We start from the raw sequence: 19,015 nt of genomic DNA, 5'->3' as shown, positions 1-19,015 counted from the left end.
TGATTTATATATTAATTATTTGTTTTTAAAATATTTGTCAGCAAAACGAAGAAATTGTTCCCAATCGTATGGAAGAATAGCGTGAGGCCCTTTGCGATTGTGGTATGCGATAGAGCCATTCATGTAAGGTGTATCCACAGGAGGCATTTCTTCACAACCTATTCCGTTTAAGCCATAGAGGGCATATACAGGTTCAGCTCCTTTACCTCCTAGAAATTCACCTTTTTGGTCGGACCAGTTGTCTTCTTCTGCACTGGCGATATATATAGGTCTTGGAGCAATCAGGGCAACGAGTTCGTGCTGGTCGAAAGGCAAGTATTTTTCCCGGTCGTTAAATTGTTTATAATTACCGCAGAACCAATGAGGAAAACGTACATTCATGGCTTCTACAGTCTCACCAAAACAACGACGTGAGATGGCAACTCCACAACATCCTGAATTCCCGGATATGACTAAAGCAAAACGCGGATCGGAGGCTCCGGCCCAGACAGCGGTTTTGCCAAGACGAGAATGACCTATCACGGCGATTTTTTTGGCATCCACTTTTTTGTCTGTTTCCAGATAATCCATGGCACGGCTCATGCCCCATGCCCAAGCTGCAATGGAACCCCATTGATCCGGATCTGGGAAATTCTGCCCTTTCTCATAATAATAAGGATGCACACCATTTTGGAAGTCATCGTCAAAATCGGGATCCACATCATTATAACAGAAAGTGGCCAGACCATATCCGTGTTCCAAAATTTTATCAAGCTGCCAGGATTTGTCCATTGATCCCCTGAAAGATCTTTTCTTCATTTTTTCATCTGTTATTTCGGGGACAGATAAATCGGGATCATCATATATCGTGTAATTGGGCATGAAGCTGATACCTAGAAAAACCGGAATTTTTCCTGATACATGATTAGGAAGATACAGTTGCAAGTCAATGTGGGGACCCTGTGGATCGTCTGTTAATTGGATGGTTATTTCTTTCCGGGTGGCACATCCGTTCAGAGCTTTTTCATTGATCCGACTGACTGTACAAGGCAGTTTGTGTTTTAATACAGGTGCTTTGCCAAACATGTAAGTCGTGAACAGGTTTAAAATTTCGGGGCGGCGTTTTTGCTCCCATTGTTCCTTGGTCTGAACCATTTCTCCGTCGTGACACATTAATACGGAAGGTAAGGTATATTGCGGAACCTTACTTTCATCATAATTAGCTAATTTGGCATAGTCTTTTCTAGGAGACTTCCCATTTTGGGCGTCAGTATAAGTTATACTCAAGAGGAGCATAATCCATATCATTATGTTTTTCATAAGATCCAGTTTTTATAGAAGTTTGATAACGATTTCTTATAATTAAATTTGTTTTACACCTTTCGGAAGTTTCACTTTGGTTGCGATTTTACCATCGGCTTTCTTCTCGTGGCTGACTTCTATCACGCCCCAAGGGGTGGGATAAGTGCCTTTAGCCCATTCTAATTTACCTAGGTGTGGCTCAATACTGATCTGCTTGCGTTCCACGTTCACGATTTTTATACCTAATACATGATCTGACAGCCATGTGGTAGGTCCTGAGGACCACCCGTGGCAAAGGCTGTGACGGAATCCGGGATAGCAATAGGCGCCGAAATCGCCATGTATGTCTTTTTTTCCGGCTGGAACAGGTTCGTCTATAGGAGCGGCATTAGGAATCCAGTCCAGATTGAAATCTTCCCAAAACGTGGTTGCTCCCAAATCCAGCATGGCCCCCCAGAAAGTGTTAATGATATCTATTGCTTTCTCATACTCACCTGCTTTGGCTAATGTTTCCAGCATATAATACCCGTAAAAAGTGGAAAAACCTTTTCCACCACCGACAGAGACAACTTCATCGCAAGCCTGTTGGGGATCCATCAATCCAGCGATGGCCATTAATGAAGCTGCCTGTTTCAGATTGTTGTGAGGTAATATCTTTTTTTTCATCCGGTTGATAATGTCCAGACATAATTGAGCATCAGAAGTGTTACCAAGTTTTAAAGACAATTGATGTGCATCTTGCATAGCCCATACGATCAGTGCGCGATAGCCTGCCTCAACTCCGGCTTTATTTCCGCTGGATGGCCAGTCCAAAAAGCGGGCAGGTGCTAACGTTTCATTTCCCGCATCATCCACTTTCTCATTTATCAGATGGATTAATCCGCTGATATAGTCGGAATGTTTCTTTAAAAAATCAATATCACCAGTCTGGTGATACCATTCATATTGGTTGATCAGATACCATAGGCTGTATGCACTCATGCCATTCATCCAATTGGGTAACGGAAATTGTTTGCAGGCCAGGTCCAGACTGTTGGGAATTACCTCATTGTATCCGAAAACACGGCTGACAGCCATTAATTCAGGATGCATATCGCCCAGCCAGACTACCCGGTCACGTTTGATGCCATCCCATAAAAACTCCTGCATATTCAAGTGGACAGTATAGGCTCCGGTAATCCATATTTTGTTTAAACGTTGGTCGTTGCATTCAAAAGATCCCAGATAAGGAATATCACGGTAGCGCAGGATAGCTGAAATTTCTTTTAAAGAGATAGTGGCGTTGTTTTGCAGCAAGTCGAGGCGGACAAAGCGGAAACCGGTATTACCTATTTCAATCATGCCGTCACGGGGAATTTCCATGATGATATCACGTTTGGCATGATCGTCTGTTGAAAATCCCACTTTCCATTCGGAATTTGAAGTGGTACTGTTGGCTTCTCCAACAGATTCTCCGAAACGTATTCTTACCAAAGAAGGCTCCCTACGGTTGGAACTGCCCATGACGAGCTTTAATCCTCCATGCAGTTCACTGTCGAAATCCAGTAATAAGGATGCCTTCTCTGTTTCAGTAGAGGTCATTATGCAACATTTTTTTCTGTTCATTTCCGATTGGCCGTTTCCACGCTCTAACAAATAGTGTTCGTTTTTTATTAGATTATTCTTACATCCTGCATATTTGGTAACAATACGTTTGGGGGTGATGTAAGCGCGGTCCATGATATCTTTGGTCATTCTTTGTGAGGCATCGCTTTGTAGGGTGGGAGGGATACCTGCATATAGAAGTGCGGGTAACAGAGCGAATGCAATTATGCTTTTTCTGATTGCTGGTAATAGTTCCATAGTATCTTTGATTTTTGATTTATGCAAATATAGACGAAGAAGGTGTCTTACCTATGGAATTTTATTCATTTACATGGAATATTGTTCATCTTCTTTCTGTTCTTTTTTCATATACGGATAACAATCTTTATTCGTCGTGTTGGATTTGTATTGGATTTTAGTTATTGATTGGGGGGGGACTGACAGATAGATTCTTTATATGAAAAGAAATGAGTAAATGAACTGTACAGAACTTGTTGATATCACTTTTCTTTTATAATCCATATTCCTTCAAAAAAAGGAGCCTCACCTCGTAGCTTTCCTTCTTCTGTTTTATATAGCCGTGCGCTTACTATATCGTTGATTTGTATTATATAAATATCTCCTTTTTTTGTGTAGTGGCTTGTTAGAACCAATGGTCCTGGTGCGACAAATCGGCATAGCGTGTCGTTCAGGAAATCTATGTAATCTATTTGTGGATTGCCATCTACAAGTTCATAGCGTATAGTTTTTTGTTGTTTGCATCCCGCTATTAACAAGAATAGTGTAGTGAAGCATATAAACCGACCGATTTTTTTCATTATAAAATAAGTATTTATGGTGTGGAAAATAGGGGAGTGCTGAATTCGGCACTCCCCTTTATTAATTATTGACTGCAAAAATCTAGTCTGTTAATAGCCAGGATTTTGCATTGCGGCTTTTTCTTCATCACTTAAATTCGTACCGTCTTCATGTTGAAGTTGGTCTAAGAATGTTTGTGGAATAGGACGAAGCAAATGTTTGTCTGCTATATTGGCAGCTGCTTCCGGATTGAATAATTTAGCACGTTGAACCAAAGTCTTGGTACGGCTCAATTCTTCCCATCGGTTCCATTCACCTAAGCATTCACGGGTACGTTCGTTTAAAATGAAATTGATCAAACGGTCTTTGTCCCCATTTACGCCCATAGCTGATAGAATAGCTTCATCCTCGGCTGGTAATGATGAATAACTTGAAATTTGCAGACTGGAAGCATCTGTTGTGCGTTCTATACCAGTTGAAAGATAGTAAGTGTTCTTTTGAAGGAAAGAAGCCTTGAATGCCTCTGTGTTATTGATCTTGGTACCATTGGCATCTTTGCATTTGCCTAAAGTGCTTAGTGCGGTTGAATTATCTTCGTCACCGCCTGCGCTTTTCAAGAAAGCCATAGAACCATCGGTGTAGTATTCGCGGTCTTCACCATTTTTCCATTCGGCACGTGCACGGAGCTGGTTGATGGTAGAGATAGCATCCTGGAAGTTACCGGAACGTACTTGAGCTTCCGCTTTTATCAGATAAGTTTCGCCTGTACGGGCCATAATGACATCACGATGTGCGTCACCTTTCTCTGCTGTACGCGATCCGTCGTCAGTCTTATTGATACCACAGAATACATTGGACTGTGCTGGATTTCCGCTAACACCATAGGTGTTCAATACATATTGACCACCGGCATATATAGGGAATACATTCGGCACCCATTTATTTGTTTCGGGGTTTACAAAGGAGTGGGCTATACCACCACGACCTACTGTTCCATAATCGGAGTTTGTGGCGTCTTTAAAACGGTTGTCACTTTTTTTATTAAGAATAAAGATGATGCCTTGGTCGCCTAGTGTTGGAACCTGATCGGCTGTAATACCGTTTGTAGCCACTACATCATCTGCTTTCGATGCAATATTATTCAATCCGTAGACAGTTTTGAATGTTTTCCACATACGTGAGTCATTCACATTGTCGAAGATAGCATAAGCGTATTCTGTAGGGCGGCAACGTTGGAAGTCCATACCACCGATATATTGACCACGTTGTGTCCAACCACCGGAGAAGTTGGAGAATTGTGGGTTGAAGTAATTATAAGTACGGTTTCCGAAACGTCCGGTTGCCGAAGAAGTGTGTTGGCATGACATTAATATTTCATTAGATTCTTCAGCTTTGCAGTCTATACCAGTCCATTTGGCGTAAAGGTTATTATAATCACTTTCTAACGGACATTTTGAGATGACTTCATCACATAATGTAATCGCTTTTTTCAAATCAGCATCAGCAGGATAACTTGAGTTCCAGTCGCTGCAACGTTCAGACTGACGGTACAGCAAAGCTTTTGCCAGGAAGTGTGCTGCTGTGTATTTAGTCCATGTACCTGTACCACGCCATCTATCTGTAGGCAGTTTGTCGTAAGCGTTCTGCAAGTCATCAATCACTTGGTTTAATGTTTCTTCTGCAGAAGCGCGAGTAAAGGTTCTGACCACACCTTCAGTAACTTGGGTTTGCAGAACCACACCACCATATTGTGCGAAAAGACGATAGTAGTTATATCCACGTAGGAAATAAGCTTCCCCTAGGCATTTTTCACGGACTTCCGCATCAGTAACATAGTCAGCTGATGCGATAACTTGATTTGCAGAGGCGATGCCGTAATACATCTGATCCCAAAGAGCCGATACACCCGGACAGTTGTTGTTGGCGGCACCGTTCGCCGTTGTACAGTCCAACGGGTTCAGACGGCTGTCATAAGTGTTCCATGGTTCTGCAGTCAGGTCAGAGCCGTTTGTAAATTCATCGGTGCCGTAAAGGGTAATACCATACGCCCATTCATAACCGAAATGCCAACGGATGTTACCGTACAGTGCGGTAGCCAGATCTTGAATGCCCTGTGACGTTTTGAAATAGTCAGTGGTATAGGATGACTTGTTTTTTTCATCTAGGAAACTATCGCTACAAGAACTGAAACTAGCAGTCATTGCGACAGACAGGGCGGCTGTGAATAATGTATATTTTAAATTTTTCATTTTAAAAACAGTTTAATGTGTTATTATCAAATTAGAAACCAACTTGTAAACCGAAAGTAAAGCCTCTATTGTAATAAGTAGTGCCTAAGTCCAAATCCATAAAATCTACTGAAGAATAGAGGTTGCCTATATTCTTAGCTTGTGCATATAATTTAAGAGAACTGATTCCGATGTTCTTTAATGCTTTGGAATTAAAGTTATAACCCAGAGAAATGTTACGGATCTTGATGAATGAAGCGTCTTTAAAGCCTAGCAGACTTGAATAAGCATCACCACCCGCTGTACTGTAAATTGGTTTTTGATAATCAGCACCAGTATTGTCTGGAGTCCAATAGTTTATTTCACGTTGGTTATACATACCGTTTTGGCCTTCACCACCCGTATCAACTATATAACCAAATCGTCCGTTCAGCTCGATACCTAGTTCAAGACCTTTATAGTTGAATGTATTGCTCCATCCCAGCACCCATTTAGGATTTTTATTGCCAAGAATAATACGGTCATTACTGTCAATAATATAGTTGCCATCCTGATCAACAGGTTTCACCATGCCTGCTTCAAATTTATGTCCATTAGCATTAAATTTAGCCATCTCTGCCGCATCGCTTTCCTGCCACAGACCATCGTTGGCAATACCATAGTAAACATTGATTGACTCACCAATGAACCAGGCATTGGAAATGTCATCCTGCTTACCGTTAGCAAGTTCTAAGATTTCATCTTTTTGATAGGCTGCATTGATAGTGGAACTCCATTCAAAGTCTTTAGTTTGTATGGGAACCAGGTTCAAAGATAAGTCAACACCGAAGTTTTTTGTTTTACCTACATTGGCATAAGTAGAATTAAAGCCAGTTAAGGTTGGAATAGTCATGCTTAATAATAAGTCATTGGTGTTAGAGTGATAAATATCCATTGAACCGCTGATACGTCCATTCAAGAAACTGAAATCTATACCATAGTTATATTGTGTTGTCTTTTCCCAACCTAAATTTTTATTTGCCATTTTTACTTGAGAAGAAGTGTAATAAGGTTCATTAGTAGCATAAGCAGGGGTTAGAGTAGAGCCAAAAGGTACATAGAATGACTGGATGTTACCTAATGTAGAATATGCACTTACAGCTGAGTTACCAGTTGTTCCCAAACCGAAACGAAGTTTTAACTGGTTTATCCAAGAAATATCTTTCATGAAGTCTTCTTGGTCAATGCGCCAGCCCAAGGCGGCAGAAGGGAAGAAACTCCATTTGTGCCCGTCTGCTAATACGGAAGAACCGTCATAACGTCCGGATACAGTCAATAAATAACGGTCGTTGTATGCGTAGTTTACACGTGCCATGTACGATGCCAGCTGATTCTCAGACATACCAGTACTCATACCAGCACCATAAGTTGCTGCATCAGTAATATCTACACTGCCCATGTTGTACCATTCAAAATTTTCATTAGGGATGGCGTTAGCACTTTCGGAACCACTTTCTTTATTATATTTGGAAGCTGATTGCAATAAGGTTACGCCTAAGTTATGTTTGCCGAATGTCTTGTTATAGTTGATCTGATTATCCAGTGTCCATGACAAGTAACGATCTGTTGCATATTTAGCATAGTTTTTTGAGCCCATTTTCACGGCAGAGTCTTTGCTGATAAAAATACCTTGACGATAGTGGCGGAAATCAGGACCGAAAGAGATTTTATAGCTTAGTCCCTCTAGAGGTGCCCATATTTTCCCAAAATCAAATTGTCCGTAAAAGCTGCCTAGTGCACGGAAAGTTTGGCGGTTATCGGTTGACTTATTCCATTCGTCAATTACAGTATAAACATTGGTGGTGGAGCCACAGGGGTTGGTAATGATATTTCCTTCTTCATCATAAGGAACACCAAAGCGTGGAATAGCTTTTGCCGCGCTATATATATCAACAGGGCCCGAGCCTGAAGATTGTCCGGTACGGGAATAACCATAGTCTTGAACCGCCCATGAACCGTTGATAGATCCGCCCATTTTAAACCAAGGTTTTACTTGTAAATCGACAGACATTGAAAAATTATAACGTTCATATTCCTGTCCTTTCTGAGTTCCTTGATTATTCAGGTAACCAACAGAGAAGAAAGCTTGCGCAGTTTCGTTACCGCCACTACCACTGATGGTGTGTTCATGAGTGATACCTGTTTGGGTCACTATGTCTGCCCAGTCGGTATCTGTTACTTTACTTCCATCCCAAGTACCGTTACTCCAACCTTTATTTACATTTGCCAAAGCTGCGGGATCACCTGATGCTGCGAAATAAATTTGGTCTTTATCGTAGTTAGGTTGGTCACCGCGAGGATTGTTTACCGGATCTGAGTTATAATAAGCCCAACGGCGCCAGGTAATATAATCGCTTGCACTCATGGCAGGTGATTTGTCTTTTAGGTTTTCTAATGTGACAGAACCTGAGTAGTTTAAAGCGAGTCTACCCGCTTTACCGCGTTTGGTAGTTATCAATATGACACCATTGGCACCACGAGAACCGTAAATAGCTGTAGAAGAGGCATCCTTTAAGATATCAATGGATTCTATGTCACGCGGATTGATCGTTTCAATTCCTCCAGCACTCAAAGGAACTCCATCTACTACATACAGAGGGTCTGATGATGCGCTGATAGATCGGTTACCACGAATACGGATTGATCCTACAGTACCCGGACGTTCACTTGAGGTGATATCTACACCGGCAGCTTTGCCTTGTAAGGCTTCAAAAGCATTGTTCACAGGTCTTGTATTCAATTCTTCAGAACCAACACGTGCCATAGCACCAGTCACATCACTTTTTTTCTGAACACCATAACCTACTACCACAACCTCATCCAGTGTTTCAGTATCCTCCTCCAAGATTACCTTAACGGTAGATTGTCCTTTCACCTGGATATCTACGGTCTTGTATCCCACGAAACTTACTTGGATAGTTCCATTATCAGGAACATTTTGAAGTGTGAACTTACCATCAAAGTCAGTAATTGTACCATTGGTAGTACCTTTCACCACCACACTGGCACCGATTACAGACTCACCTGTCTTGTCAAGGACAGTACCCGAAACGGTTTTGCTCTGTGCAAAGGCCCCTACAGCCAATACGGATAACAAAGCAACGAAGAACAGCCGCTGGAACTTGTCCAGGCGACCCAACAGACTTGAATTCTTTCTGTCTTTCATACTTTAATTATTAAGTTAAACAAAAGTTAGTTTTCTATTCTCTCAGGAGAAATAGGTCTCCCACCTGTGAAAAAGTGTTGCAAATATATGCGTGAATATGAAAAAAGCCAATGTAGGATTGTACAAAAGCATGGAAATTTACGTCTTTTCAACTGAAAAATAGTACAAATGTCTGTGAACAATCTCAAAATGGATAGTCTCACGAGCATTTTTGTTATACAAGAGTGCTTTTATTTCTGATTGTTACTTTAATATTGTATTGTAAAACGTATAAACTAAAATTTGAATATGGCTAATCTTTCAATAGTAATTGTGCCTGCTAAAAAATTATCTAACGGTAGACATAGAGTTAGGATCGCAGTAGCTCATCGTTCACAAACGAGATATATTTCAACCCAATTCATTTTGGATTCTGCAAATCAAATGAAAAATGGACGAGTAGTAAAACACGAAAATGCAGCTAATATAAATTCTTGTTTGCGCAAACTGATTAATGAATACGAAGAGATTCTTTCGTCTATTCATTATCAGTCGACCATTTCATGCACTGAATTAATACATGTCATAACTCGGGAACAACAAAAAAAGGGAATAACCTTTAATACGGTAGTGAAAGAATATCTTTCGATGATGGAGGCAGACGATCGTAAAAAATCCCATAAATTATATAATATAGCTTGTGCAAAGTTCCTTAAACACATGAAAGGTGATTTTCCTTTGGTACAACTCAGTCCGACACATATACAAAGTTTCGCTGATGTAATGAAGGCTGAAGGATTAAAAGAAACTTCTATCAGGATTTACCTCACTTTAATAAAAGTAATATTGAACTATGCCAGGAAAATGAATTATGTAACTTATTTAGTTCATCCTTTTGTCTTATTTAAAATGCCAATTAGTAATATCAGAGAACTAGATCTGTCCGTTGATGAATTAAAAAGAATACGTGATGTAAAATTATTCAAATCTGTGCATATCATGGCTCGGGATATATTTATGTTAACTTATTATTTAGGTGGTATTAATCTAAGAGACTTAATGGAGTATGATTTCACTAAAGGGAACTGTATGAGATATATAAGACATAAAACCCGTAATAGCAAAAAGAATGAAAATGAAATAGCTTTCACTATCCAGCCAGAAGCACAGGCAATTATTGATCGATATATTTCAGAAAATGGGAAATTAGTTTTTGGCAAGTATAAATCTTATGAAAAAGTATATAGTTTGGTCTTTAGACATATAGGGAAAGTGGCTGGTCTAGCAGGCATAAATAGAAAGGTTTCATATTATTCTGCAAGAAAAACATTTGCACAACATGGTTATGATATAGGTATCGAAATAGAAAAAATAGAATATTGTATTGGCCATAGCATGAAAAACAATCGTCCTATATTTAATTATATACGAATAATGCAGGAGCATGCCGATAAGGTTTTTAGAGAAATCTTCGATCAATTGCTTAAATAGCCAATTCTATTATTATATATGCATAAATGCTTTTTCATTTCATGTAAATGTTATTATTGTATTACCTTAAAAAGCAAGTATGCTTCGTGAGCCAAGTAAATGTACTTAAATGGCTAATGAAGTACACTTACTTTTTAAGGATATCTTTTAAGTTTATGCTAGGACATAAACTGCTTCATATAAATTGGAACGTAAAGCAAAATATTTCATAAAAACCAACTAAAAGAGATTTTTTTCAAACAGCAATAAGAGCTCTTTATATTCTCTATTATTGTATCATCTATATTACAAAATTCGATGAAATGGGCTTTTTTCGATACTTCTATACTTATATATCAAGTTAACTTTTGTTTAACTTAATAATTAAAGTATGAAAGACAGCAAAAAATCAAGTCTGTTGGGACATCGATTAAGATTTCGATGGCTTTTTCTCTTTAGTCTGTTTGCAGGTCCTCTGGCTCTTCCCCTAGGAGGACAGTCGGCAATAGCTGCAAACAATATTGCTCAACAACAAAAAGTATCAGTGACCGGTAAGGTTGTAGATAATTTAGGAGAACCTATTATTGGTGCCAATGTTGTTGTGCAAGGTCAGACAGTAGGTACTATAACCGACATTGATGGAGTTTTTAAACTGGATGTTCCTAAAGGAGCTAAGTTATTGATTTCATTCATTGGATATAGTTCTAAAACTGTGGAAGTAAAACAATCTAATATCGAAATTGTTTTGGAGGATGATTCTCAAATGTTAGGAGAAGTAGAGGTTGTAGCTTATGGTGTTCAGAAAAAGGTTTCTGTGACTGGAGCTATTTCCAGCGTAAAAGGTGAAGAATTGACAAAAACTCCAACAGGGTCCATTTCTAATATGTTATCAGGGCAAATGGCAGGTTTGACTACCGTACAGTATTCCGGAGAACCGGGAAGTGATGCAGCGAATATTTTTGTCCGTGGTCAAGCTACATGGAATCAATCTGCTCCTCTTATTCAAGTAGACGGTGTGGAACGTAGCATGAATGATATTGATCCTAATGAAATAGAAAGCATTTCTATATTAAAAGATGCTTCTGCTACGGCTGTTTTTGGTGTACGAGGTGCAAATGGCGTTGTTTTAATTACGACTAAACGAGGTAAGGAAGGAAAGGCTAAGATTTCATTTACGACTTCCTCAAGTATTATTGCCCCGACCGAAAGTATTAAAATGGCTAATTCTTATCAATATGCCACTTTTTATAACCAAATAAACACTGGTGATGGTTTGAATCCTACGTTTTCGGATGAAATAATCCAGAAATTTAAAGATGGTTCAGATCCCGTTCGTTTTCCAAGTGTGGATTGGGTAGATTATTGCTTAAAAGATATGACCCTTCAAACACAGCATAATGTTAATATATCAGGTGGTACAGACCGTGTACGTTATTTTATTTCAGCAGGAGCTTATACACAAGGTGGTTTATTTAAAGAATTTGACTTGCCCTATAATCTGTCTTATCAATATAATCGTTTCAATTACCGCTCAAATCTAGATATTGACGTAACCAAAACGACAACATTATCAATGAATATTGCTGGTAATGTGAATAATGCTTCTAAACCTTATACTGGACAGGGTAGTGCCGGGATGTTAATAAACATGTATTATTCCACTCCGTTTTCTAGTCCGGGACTTGTCGATGGCAAACTGGTTAATGCAAGTACGGACTATCCGGATTTGAGAATGCCTTTTACTGGTGGTAGCGGCATGGGATACTATGGTGGAGGTTTTATGCGAACCAGTAATAACACCTTAAATGCTGATGTCCAATTAAAACAAAAACTGGATTTTATAACTAAAGGATTGTCATTCCATATTAAAGGATCATACAATAGTGGCTTTACATCTTATACACAGGCTAGTGCTAGTGTTGCAACTTATACTCCTGTATTACAGGAAGATGGTACGATTGCTTACAAGAAATATGGACAAAATTCTCAGTTGAAATATGAAGATAAGGATCCGGCTAAATCACGTGATTGGTATATGGAGGCAGCCTTAAACTATGCCCGGGAATTCGGTAATCATCATGTTTCAGCATTATTGTTATACAATCAGTCTAAGATATATTATCCTAGTGCATATTCTGATATTCCTCGTGGTATGGTTGGTATAGTGGGACGTGCAACTTATGATTGGAAAAACCGCTATATGGCAGAATTCAATATTGGATATAATGGTTCCGAGAATTATGCACCCGGCAAACGTTTTGGTACTTTTCCGGCCGGGTCTTTTGGTTGGATTGTTAGTGAGGAAAAATTCTGGAAACCTATAAAATCAGTAGTAAGTTTCTTGAAATTTCGTTATACAACCGGTCTAGTTGGTAATGATAGTTTTGACGGAAACAAGCAACGTTTCCTCTATATGTCTGATCCTTATGTAGTTAATAATTCTTCTTTAATTAACCGTGATGGTCATGGTTTTTTGTTTGGTATCAATAATTCCACAGTAAGTCCTGCAGCTTATGAAAATGGAAAGAATAACCAAGATATTACATGGGAAAAAGCGTTGAAAACCAATTTAGGTGTAGATGCTAATTTCCTTAATGATCGCTTACGCACTTCATTTGATTATTATCATGAAAAACGTACAGACATTATGTTGAGTGACGGTACGGCTCCTTCTGTATTAGGATTTACTCCTCCATTGGCTAATCTTGGGGAAATGAGAAGCTGGGGCTGGGAAATCACTTTAAAATGGAACGATCAAATAGGCGACAATTTTAGATATAACGTAGGATTGAATTTGATGTACAATCAAAATCGGGTGGTAGAGAGAAAAGAAGCTCCGCAGAATGAAGAATATATGTATCAAAAAGGACGTCGTCTTGGTTCACGCAGCCAATATAAATTCTTTGAATATTATAATTCGGAAACAACCCCTACTCATTACAAAGAAGTATATGGTACGGATATGCCAGAACAATTAGTCAGTGATTTAAAAAATGGTGATTGTGTATATGTCGATTTAAATAACGATGGTAAAATAGATTCTAACGATATGTCACGTCAATTTGGTTTCACAGATGATCCGGAATACATGGCCGGTCTTAATATGGGATTCAGCTGGAAGGGATTTGATGTTTCAATGCAATGGACTGCCGCATGGAATGTAAGCCGCAGTATATCAAGCGTATTCCGTCAACCTTTTACAGACCGTACAAACTCAGATCAAGGAGGTTTGTTGGAATATATGTTAGACCATACATGGACTCCAGAGAATCCGAATCCAAATGCGGAATATCCGCGTGCGACATTTATCAACGATACCAATAACTATGCGGAATCAACTTTGTGGGAGAAAGATGCTAAGTATCTTCGTTTGAAAAATCTGCAAATTGCTTATAATTTCAATCTTCCGTTTATGAAAAAACTGAAACTGAATACTATGCAGTTAGCGTTAAGTGGATATAATTTATTGACCTTTACTCCATATTTTTGGAGTGATCCGGAATCAAAGGCTAGCAATTCTCCCTCTTATCCGCTGACAAAAACATATTCATTGAGTTTGAAACTTGGTTTTTAATCTTAATAATGCAATCAAATGAAAAAATATAATAAATGGATTTTTAATGTTGCTTCAGGACTGGCTCTAACATCTGTCATCGCTACTTCATGTGTCGATGAAATCAAGTTCGGCAACTCTTTTTTGGAAAAGGCTCCAGGAGGATCGGTTACAAAAGATACCGTATTTAACAATGCTGAATATACCAGACAGTTTCTGACTAATCTTTATGGTATGCAATATTATGGGCTTCCTTATAAAAATGTAGCTAATCAGGAAAGTTCTAATAATTACGTGGGCAAACCGGAGGCATTGACAGATCTTTATATATATACTTATCCATCAGCCGGTATCACCGGACCTTATTATCAAGGTACTCATACAGCTAATTATGGTAAACGTTCTGATAAATTTGATTATTTAAGGAATAATATCTGGGAAGCTGTACGTGGAGTATGGATGTTGATTGAGAATATTGATAATGTACCGGGGTTAGGGGAAGATGAAAAAGTTTCTATGGTGGCACAAGCGAAATGTATTCTTGCCTCCCGTTATTTTGATGTATTTCGTCATTATGGTGGCATTCCTTTAATTAAAGGTACATTCAGTGGGACAGATACAAGCTATGAAATGCCCCGTAACAGTGTGGAAGAAACAGTGAATTATATGGTACAATTGCTGGATGAAGCTGCTGCTGTACTTCCTTGGACTGTAGAAACACCTGCATCTGAATCCGGACGCTGGACTAGAGCAGCAGCTTTAGCTTATAAATGTCGTATTCTTCAATTTGCAGCCTCACCTTTATTTAATTCCGACCAGCCTTATTACCCGGGAGCGACAGGCAATCCTGCTATTTGGTATGGTGGTTATAAACCGGAACTATGGGATCGCTGTCTGGAAGCGTGTGAACAATTCTTTAATGAACTGGCTTCTAAAGGTGGATATAGTTTACAGCGGGCGAAAGGTACTCGTCCAGAAGATTATCGTTTGGCATATCGTGCAGGCTATGCTAATTTGGACAGCCCGGAAGTATTGATAAACACACGTGTAATTGATATTGATGCATTCAAATCAAGTCATTATAATTGGCACCAATGGGGAGATCCTCTTATGAGCATTCATCGTGGTTACAGTCCTACACAAGAATATATGGAAATGTTTCCTTGGAAAGATGGTATGCCGTTTGATTGGGATAAGACTAAAAGTGAAGGAAAACTGGATGAAATGTTTTTGAAAGGAACGGGCACAGCCAGTGACGGACTAATAAATATAGAATTGACCCGTGACCCGCGTATGTATGAAGAAATCATTGTAAATGGTCAGCAAGAATCTTTGGATTGGACTACAGGAAATATGTCGGGGTATTGCTTTGAATCGTGGTTGGGCGGAAAGAGTGCCGGCAATGGTCCTACCAGTCAAACAGGTTCATTCGCTACGGGATATGCACCCATCAAATTCTTAATGGGAAACGATATGTTGCGTAGATATGTACATTGGCCTTGTATCCGTATAGCTGAACTGCATTTAATTTATGCGGAAGCATTGTGTCAAAGTTCACGAGGCAGTATGGATAAAGCTATAGCTCAAGTAGATATTGTACGCGCACGTGTAGGAATGAAAGGATTGGCAGAATGTAATCCAGATAAAAATTTACAAAGTAATAAAGATGCTTTTATTGAAGAACTTCTTCGTGAACGTGCTTGCGAACTAGGTATGGAAGATGCACGCTTCTTTGACTTGATTCGCTATAAACGAGCAGATGTATTTGAAAAGCAATTGCATGGACTTTTCATTTATCGTTTAGATGACAACGGAGTACGAAGAGATTTGCCTTGGCGTGGAAACGATGAAGGGAAGATGGCTTATCCAACCCATTTTGAATATGAAAAATTTGAATTGAATAACCCTACTCGTTATTGGTGGACAAATGGATTTGACCCTAAATGGTATCTTTCTCCATTTCCGTCAACAGAAGTTAATAAAGGATACGGGCTTGTTCAAAATCCCGGATGGTAATAACTAATGAATACTTCAATTACAATTTGAATTAATTATTATGAGAAAAAATAGATTAATTATTCCGGCACTCCTTACTTTTTTGAGTATGCAGGGGTATGCACAGGAACTCAATGATAGTATAACTTCCGGTAAACCGGCAAAATATTCCGATGAAGTTGTAGAAATCGGATATCATAAAGCTCAACGTCTGGAAGAATCTACCTCATCAATCTCTACCGTATATAATGAAGATTTCAATAAGCGTAGTGCTAAAAATATAGCTAATTCGCTTTTTGGATATGGTACAGGCTTGACTACTTTACAAGGTAGCGGACGATATGCAGATGCTGAACCTACATTTTTTATTCGTGGTCTACAAAGTTTATCTACCAATAATCCGTTGATATTGGTGGATGGTATTGAACGTGATATTACAGATGTTACTCCTGAAGAGGTAGAAACTGTCACTATATTGAAAGATGCTGCTGCAGTAGCTATTTACGGACATAAAGGTATTAATGGTGTAGTTAATATCACTACCAAACGTGGTATTTATAATACACGTGAAATCAAGTTTACTTATGATCATGGTTTCGGTTGGCAGGCACGCAAACCCAAGTTTGTAGACAGTTATTCTTATGCAAATGCCATGAATGAAGCATTGGTAAATGACGGGTTAACAACACGTTATACACAAGATGAGCTGAACGCATTTCGTAGTGGTCAATATCCATATCTTTATGCTAATGTGGATTGGCTTGGAGAAACTTATCGTGATATGGATGCCACCAATATATATAATATAAGTTTCCGAGGTGGGGCAAGCAAATTCCGTTATTATGCCATGGCTAACTTGACTACTAATAAAGGATTTATTGCCAATCCTTATATGAATGATGGATATTCTACACAGGACCAATACTCCAGAGCCAATTTACGTACTAATCTGGATATTGATCTAACAGAAAAAACAAAATTGAAATTAAATGTATTAGGTATCCTGTCAGAAACTAGGACTCCGGGAGCGGACGATCAGGGAGGTGCTAATTTATGGGATATGATTTATACTTTACCTTCCGCTGCTTTTCCCGCTCGTTTGGAAAATGGTACATGGGGAGGTAGTGCGACTTGGGCTGGAACCAAAAATCCTTTAGCTGTATCACAAGCGGCGGCTTACACAAAGTTCCACGAACGTACATTGTTCGCTGATATGACTCTTACCCAAGATTTATCATCTATAACCCCAGGACTAGGAGCAAGCGGTATGTTATCTTATGATAACTATGCCCAATATTGGGAAAATCATTCTAAAACTTTTGTTTATGGTAGTAATTCGGTAACTGCATGGGAAAATGGCGTACCCTCAAGTACGACTTATTATACTGATGGTAAAGAAAGTGCGATGAGTAGTGATGCTAAATGTATTGCATTTACACGGGTATTCAATTTTGCAGCAACTTTATTTTATGACAAACAAATAAATAAAGACAATAAGATTTATAGTCAATTAAAATGGGACTATGAATACCGTAATACCAAAGGGACTGATCAGACTTGGTATCGTCAGAATGCCTCTTTCTATACTCATTATGGATACAAAGATAAATATTTTGCTGATTTGAGTGTAGTTGCTTCAGCGTCTAATAAATTGGCACCAGGACATCAATGGTCTATATCTCCCACTATTGGTTTAGCTTGGGTCATGTCAAAAGAAAATTTCATAAAAGATCTTTCTTGGATTAATTTTATAAAACTGCGAGCTTCGTTGGGCGTCATTAATACCGACCGTCTTCCGTTGGATGATGACAACGAGGTTACTAACTATTGGGAACAAACATATGGTGGCGGTGGTTATTATCCATTTGACACAAATTATTCTGTAGGAACGCAAAGTTGGTCATTAGGTCGTCTGGCTTCTTTGAATTCTACTCATGAAAAAGCATATAAATATAATTTCGGTTTAGATGCCAGTATGTTCAATGGGTTGGATGTATCTTTTGATGCTTATTATGAAAGACGTTCAGATATTTGGGTGTCTTCAAGCGGCCATTATTCAAGTGTCTTAGGATTTACTGCTCCTTATGAAAATGGTGGCATTGTAGATAGTTGGGGAGTTGAAATTGGTGCTAATTACCACAAAAAAATTGCTGACATTACTTTAAATATAGGAGCTAATTTTGCTTTAGCCAAAAATGAGATTATCGAGCAAATGGAAGAACCGCGTATGTATGACAATCTTATAACTACAGGTAACCCTCTGAAGCAAACTTATGGTATGGAAGTTATCGGATATTTTAAAGATCAAGCTGACATTGAGAATAGTCCTAAGCAGTCATTTGGTGATGTAAAACCTGGTGATATAAAATATAAGGATGTCAATGGTGACAATATCATTGATGCGAATGATAAAGTTGCTATAGGGTATAGTACGACTGCTCCTGAAATTTACTATTCATTCAATTTGGGCGCGGAATGGAAAGGATTAGGCTTTGATGCCATGTTCCAAGGAACAGGAAGATATTCTGCTGTATTAAATACGAAGAGTTTATACTGGCCATTAATAAATAATACAACGATTTCACAGGAATATTATGATAACCGGTGGACTCCGGAAAATCAAGACGCTAAATATCCTCGTTTGAGCTCTCAAAGTAATGAGAACAATTATCAGACCAATACCTTGTGGTTGGCAGACCGCTCATTTTTGAAACTTCGTTCAATAGAGTTGTATTACAAGTTTCCACAAACATGGGTGAAAAAAAGCAAAATATTAAGCAATGCAAAGATTTATGTGAGAGGTATTGACCTTTTGTGTTTTGATAAGATTAATATTGCCGATCCCGAAGTTTATGGAGCGACTTATCCTTTAACTCGTAGTGTAGTGGCTGGATTAACTATCGGCTTTTAATTGTTGAACTT

At 38.8% G+C, this 19,015-nt stretch carries 9 protein-coding genes; 4 read left to right on the top strand and 5 right to left on the bottom strand.

Annotated elements, in window-relative coordinates; all coding sequences use genetic code 11:
• Positions 1-15: 15 nt before the first annotated feature.
• The 5 genes from GKD17_RS17105 to GKD17_RS17085 all read right to left on the bottom strand — a co-directional run bounded on the left by GKD17_RS17105 (position 16) and on the right by GKD17_RS17085 (position 9,096).
• A complete protein-coding gene (locus GKD17_RS17105; protein WP_007831539.1) occupies positions 16-1,299 on the bottom strand; it encodes an alpha/beta hydrolase family protein in 1,284 nt (427 codons plus the stop codon).
• 42 nt (positions 1,300-1,341) lie between these two features.
• Entirely contained in the window at positions 1,342-3,123 is a 1,782-nt protein-coding gene (locus tag GKD17_RS17100; RefSeq protein ID WP_007831541.1) for an alpha-L-rhamnosidase-related protein, read from the bottom strand.
• 242 nt (positions 3,124-3,365) lie between these two features.
• Entirely contained in the window at positions 3,366-3,683 is a 318-nt protein-coding gene (locus GKD17_RS17095; protein WP_007831547.1) for a hypothetical protein, read from the bottom strand.
• Positions 3,684-3,773: 90 nt separating this feature from the next.
• Positions 3,774-5,912, bottom strand: coding sequence for a RagB/SusD family nutrient uptake outer membrane protein (locus tag GKD17_RS17090; protein ID WP_007831550.1), 2,139 nt, complete (start codon positions 5,910-5,912; stop codon positions 3,774-3,776).
• 31 nt (positions 5,913-5,943) lie between these two features.
• Positions 5,944-9,096 (bottom strand): SusC/RagA family TonB-linked outer membrane protein, encoded by a 3,153-nt coding sequence (locus tag GKD17_RS17085; protein ID WP_007839462.1) that lies wholly within the window; start codon positions 9,094-9,096, stop codon positions 5,944-5,946.
• Positions 9,097-9,384: 288 nt separating this feature from the next.
• Here GKD17_RS17085 and GKD17_RS17080 point away from each other — a divergent pair, with 288 nt between their 5' ends.
• The 4 genes from GKD17_RS17080 (at position 9,385) to GKD17_RS17065 (ending at position 19,004) form a co-directional block, all read left to right on the top strand.
• On the top strand, positions 9,385-10,566 hold the full coding sequence (locus tag GKD17_RS17080) for a tyrosine-type recombinase/integrase (RefSeq protein ID WP_007831558.1): 1,182 nt from the start codon (positions 9,385-9,387) through the stop codon (positions 10,564-10,566).
• A gap of 370 nt (positions 10,567-10,936) precedes the next feature.
• Positions 10,937-14,119: a SusC/RagA family TonB-linked outer membrane protein gene (locus GKD17_RS17075; RefSeq protein WP_007831559.1), complete on the top strand. Its 3,183-nt coding sequence runs from the start codon at positions 10,937-10,939 to the stop codon at positions 14,117-14,119.
• A gap of 18 nt (positions 14,120-14,137) precedes the next feature.
• Complete coding sequence (locus tag GKD17_RS17070; protein WP_007831560.1) at positions 14,138-16,114, top strand: RagB/SusD family nutrient uptake outer membrane protein; 1,977 nt, start codon at positions 14,138-14,140, stop codon at positions 16,112-16,114.
• Between the two features lie 40 nt (positions 16,115-16,154).
• Complete coding sequence (locus tag GKD17_RS17065) at positions 16,155-19,004, top strand: SusC/RagA family TonB-linked outer membrane protein (protein WP_007831561.1); 2,850 nt, start codon at positions 16,155-16,157, stop codon at positions 19,002-19,004.
• The last annotated feature ends 11 nt before the right edge of the window (positions 19,005-19,015 follow it).

The organism is Phocaeicola dorei (genome assembly GCF_013009555.1).
Taxonomy (GTDB): Bacteria; Bacteroidota; Bacteroidia; order Bacteroidales; family Bacteroidaceae; genus Phocaeicola; species Phocaeicola dorei.
The sequence above is the reverse complement of the archived record's forward strand: the minus strand, read 5'-3'. Positions and strand labels throughout refer to the sequence as shown.

Excerpts from the sequence above, each read along its gene's own strand:
- GKD17_RS17105 (WP_007831539.1), bottom strand. The coding sequence starts at position 1,299 with ATGAAAAACATAATGATATGGATTATGCTCCTCTTGAGTATAACTTAT.
- GKD17_RS17100 (WP_007831541.1), bottom strand. The coding sequence starts at position 3,123 with ATGGAACTATTACCAGCAATCAGAAAAAGCATAATTGCATTCGCTCTG.
- GKD17_RS17095 (WP_007831547.1), bottom strand. The coding sequence starts at position 3,683 with ATGAAAAAAATCGGTCGGTTTATATGCTTCACTACACTATTCTTGTTA.
- GKD17_RS17090 (WP_007831550.1), bottom strand. The coding sequence starts at position 5,912 with ATGAAAAATTTAAAATATACATTATTCACAGCCGCCCTGTCTGTCGCA.
- GKD17_RS17085 (WP_007839462.1), bottom strand. The coding sequence starts at position 9,096 with ATGAAAGACAGAAAGAATTCAAGTCTGTTGGGTCGCCTGGACAAGTTC.
- GKD17_RS17080 (WP_007831558.1), top strand. The coding sequence starts at position 9,385 with ATGGCTAATCTTTCAATAGTAATTGTGCCTGCTAAAAAATTATCTAAC.
- GKD17_RS17075 (WP_007831559.1), top strand. The coding sequence starts at position 10,937 with ATGAAAGACAGCAAAAAATCAAGTCTGTTGGGACATCGATTAAGATTT.
- GKD17_RS17070 (WP_007831560.1), top strand. The coding sequence starts at position 14,138 with ATGAAAAAATATAATAAATGGATTTTTAATGTTGCTTCAGGACTGGCT.
- GKD17_RS17065 (WP_007831561.1), top strand. The coding sequence starts at position 16,155 with ATGAGAAAAAATAGATTAATTATTCCGGCACTCCTTACTTTTTTGAGT.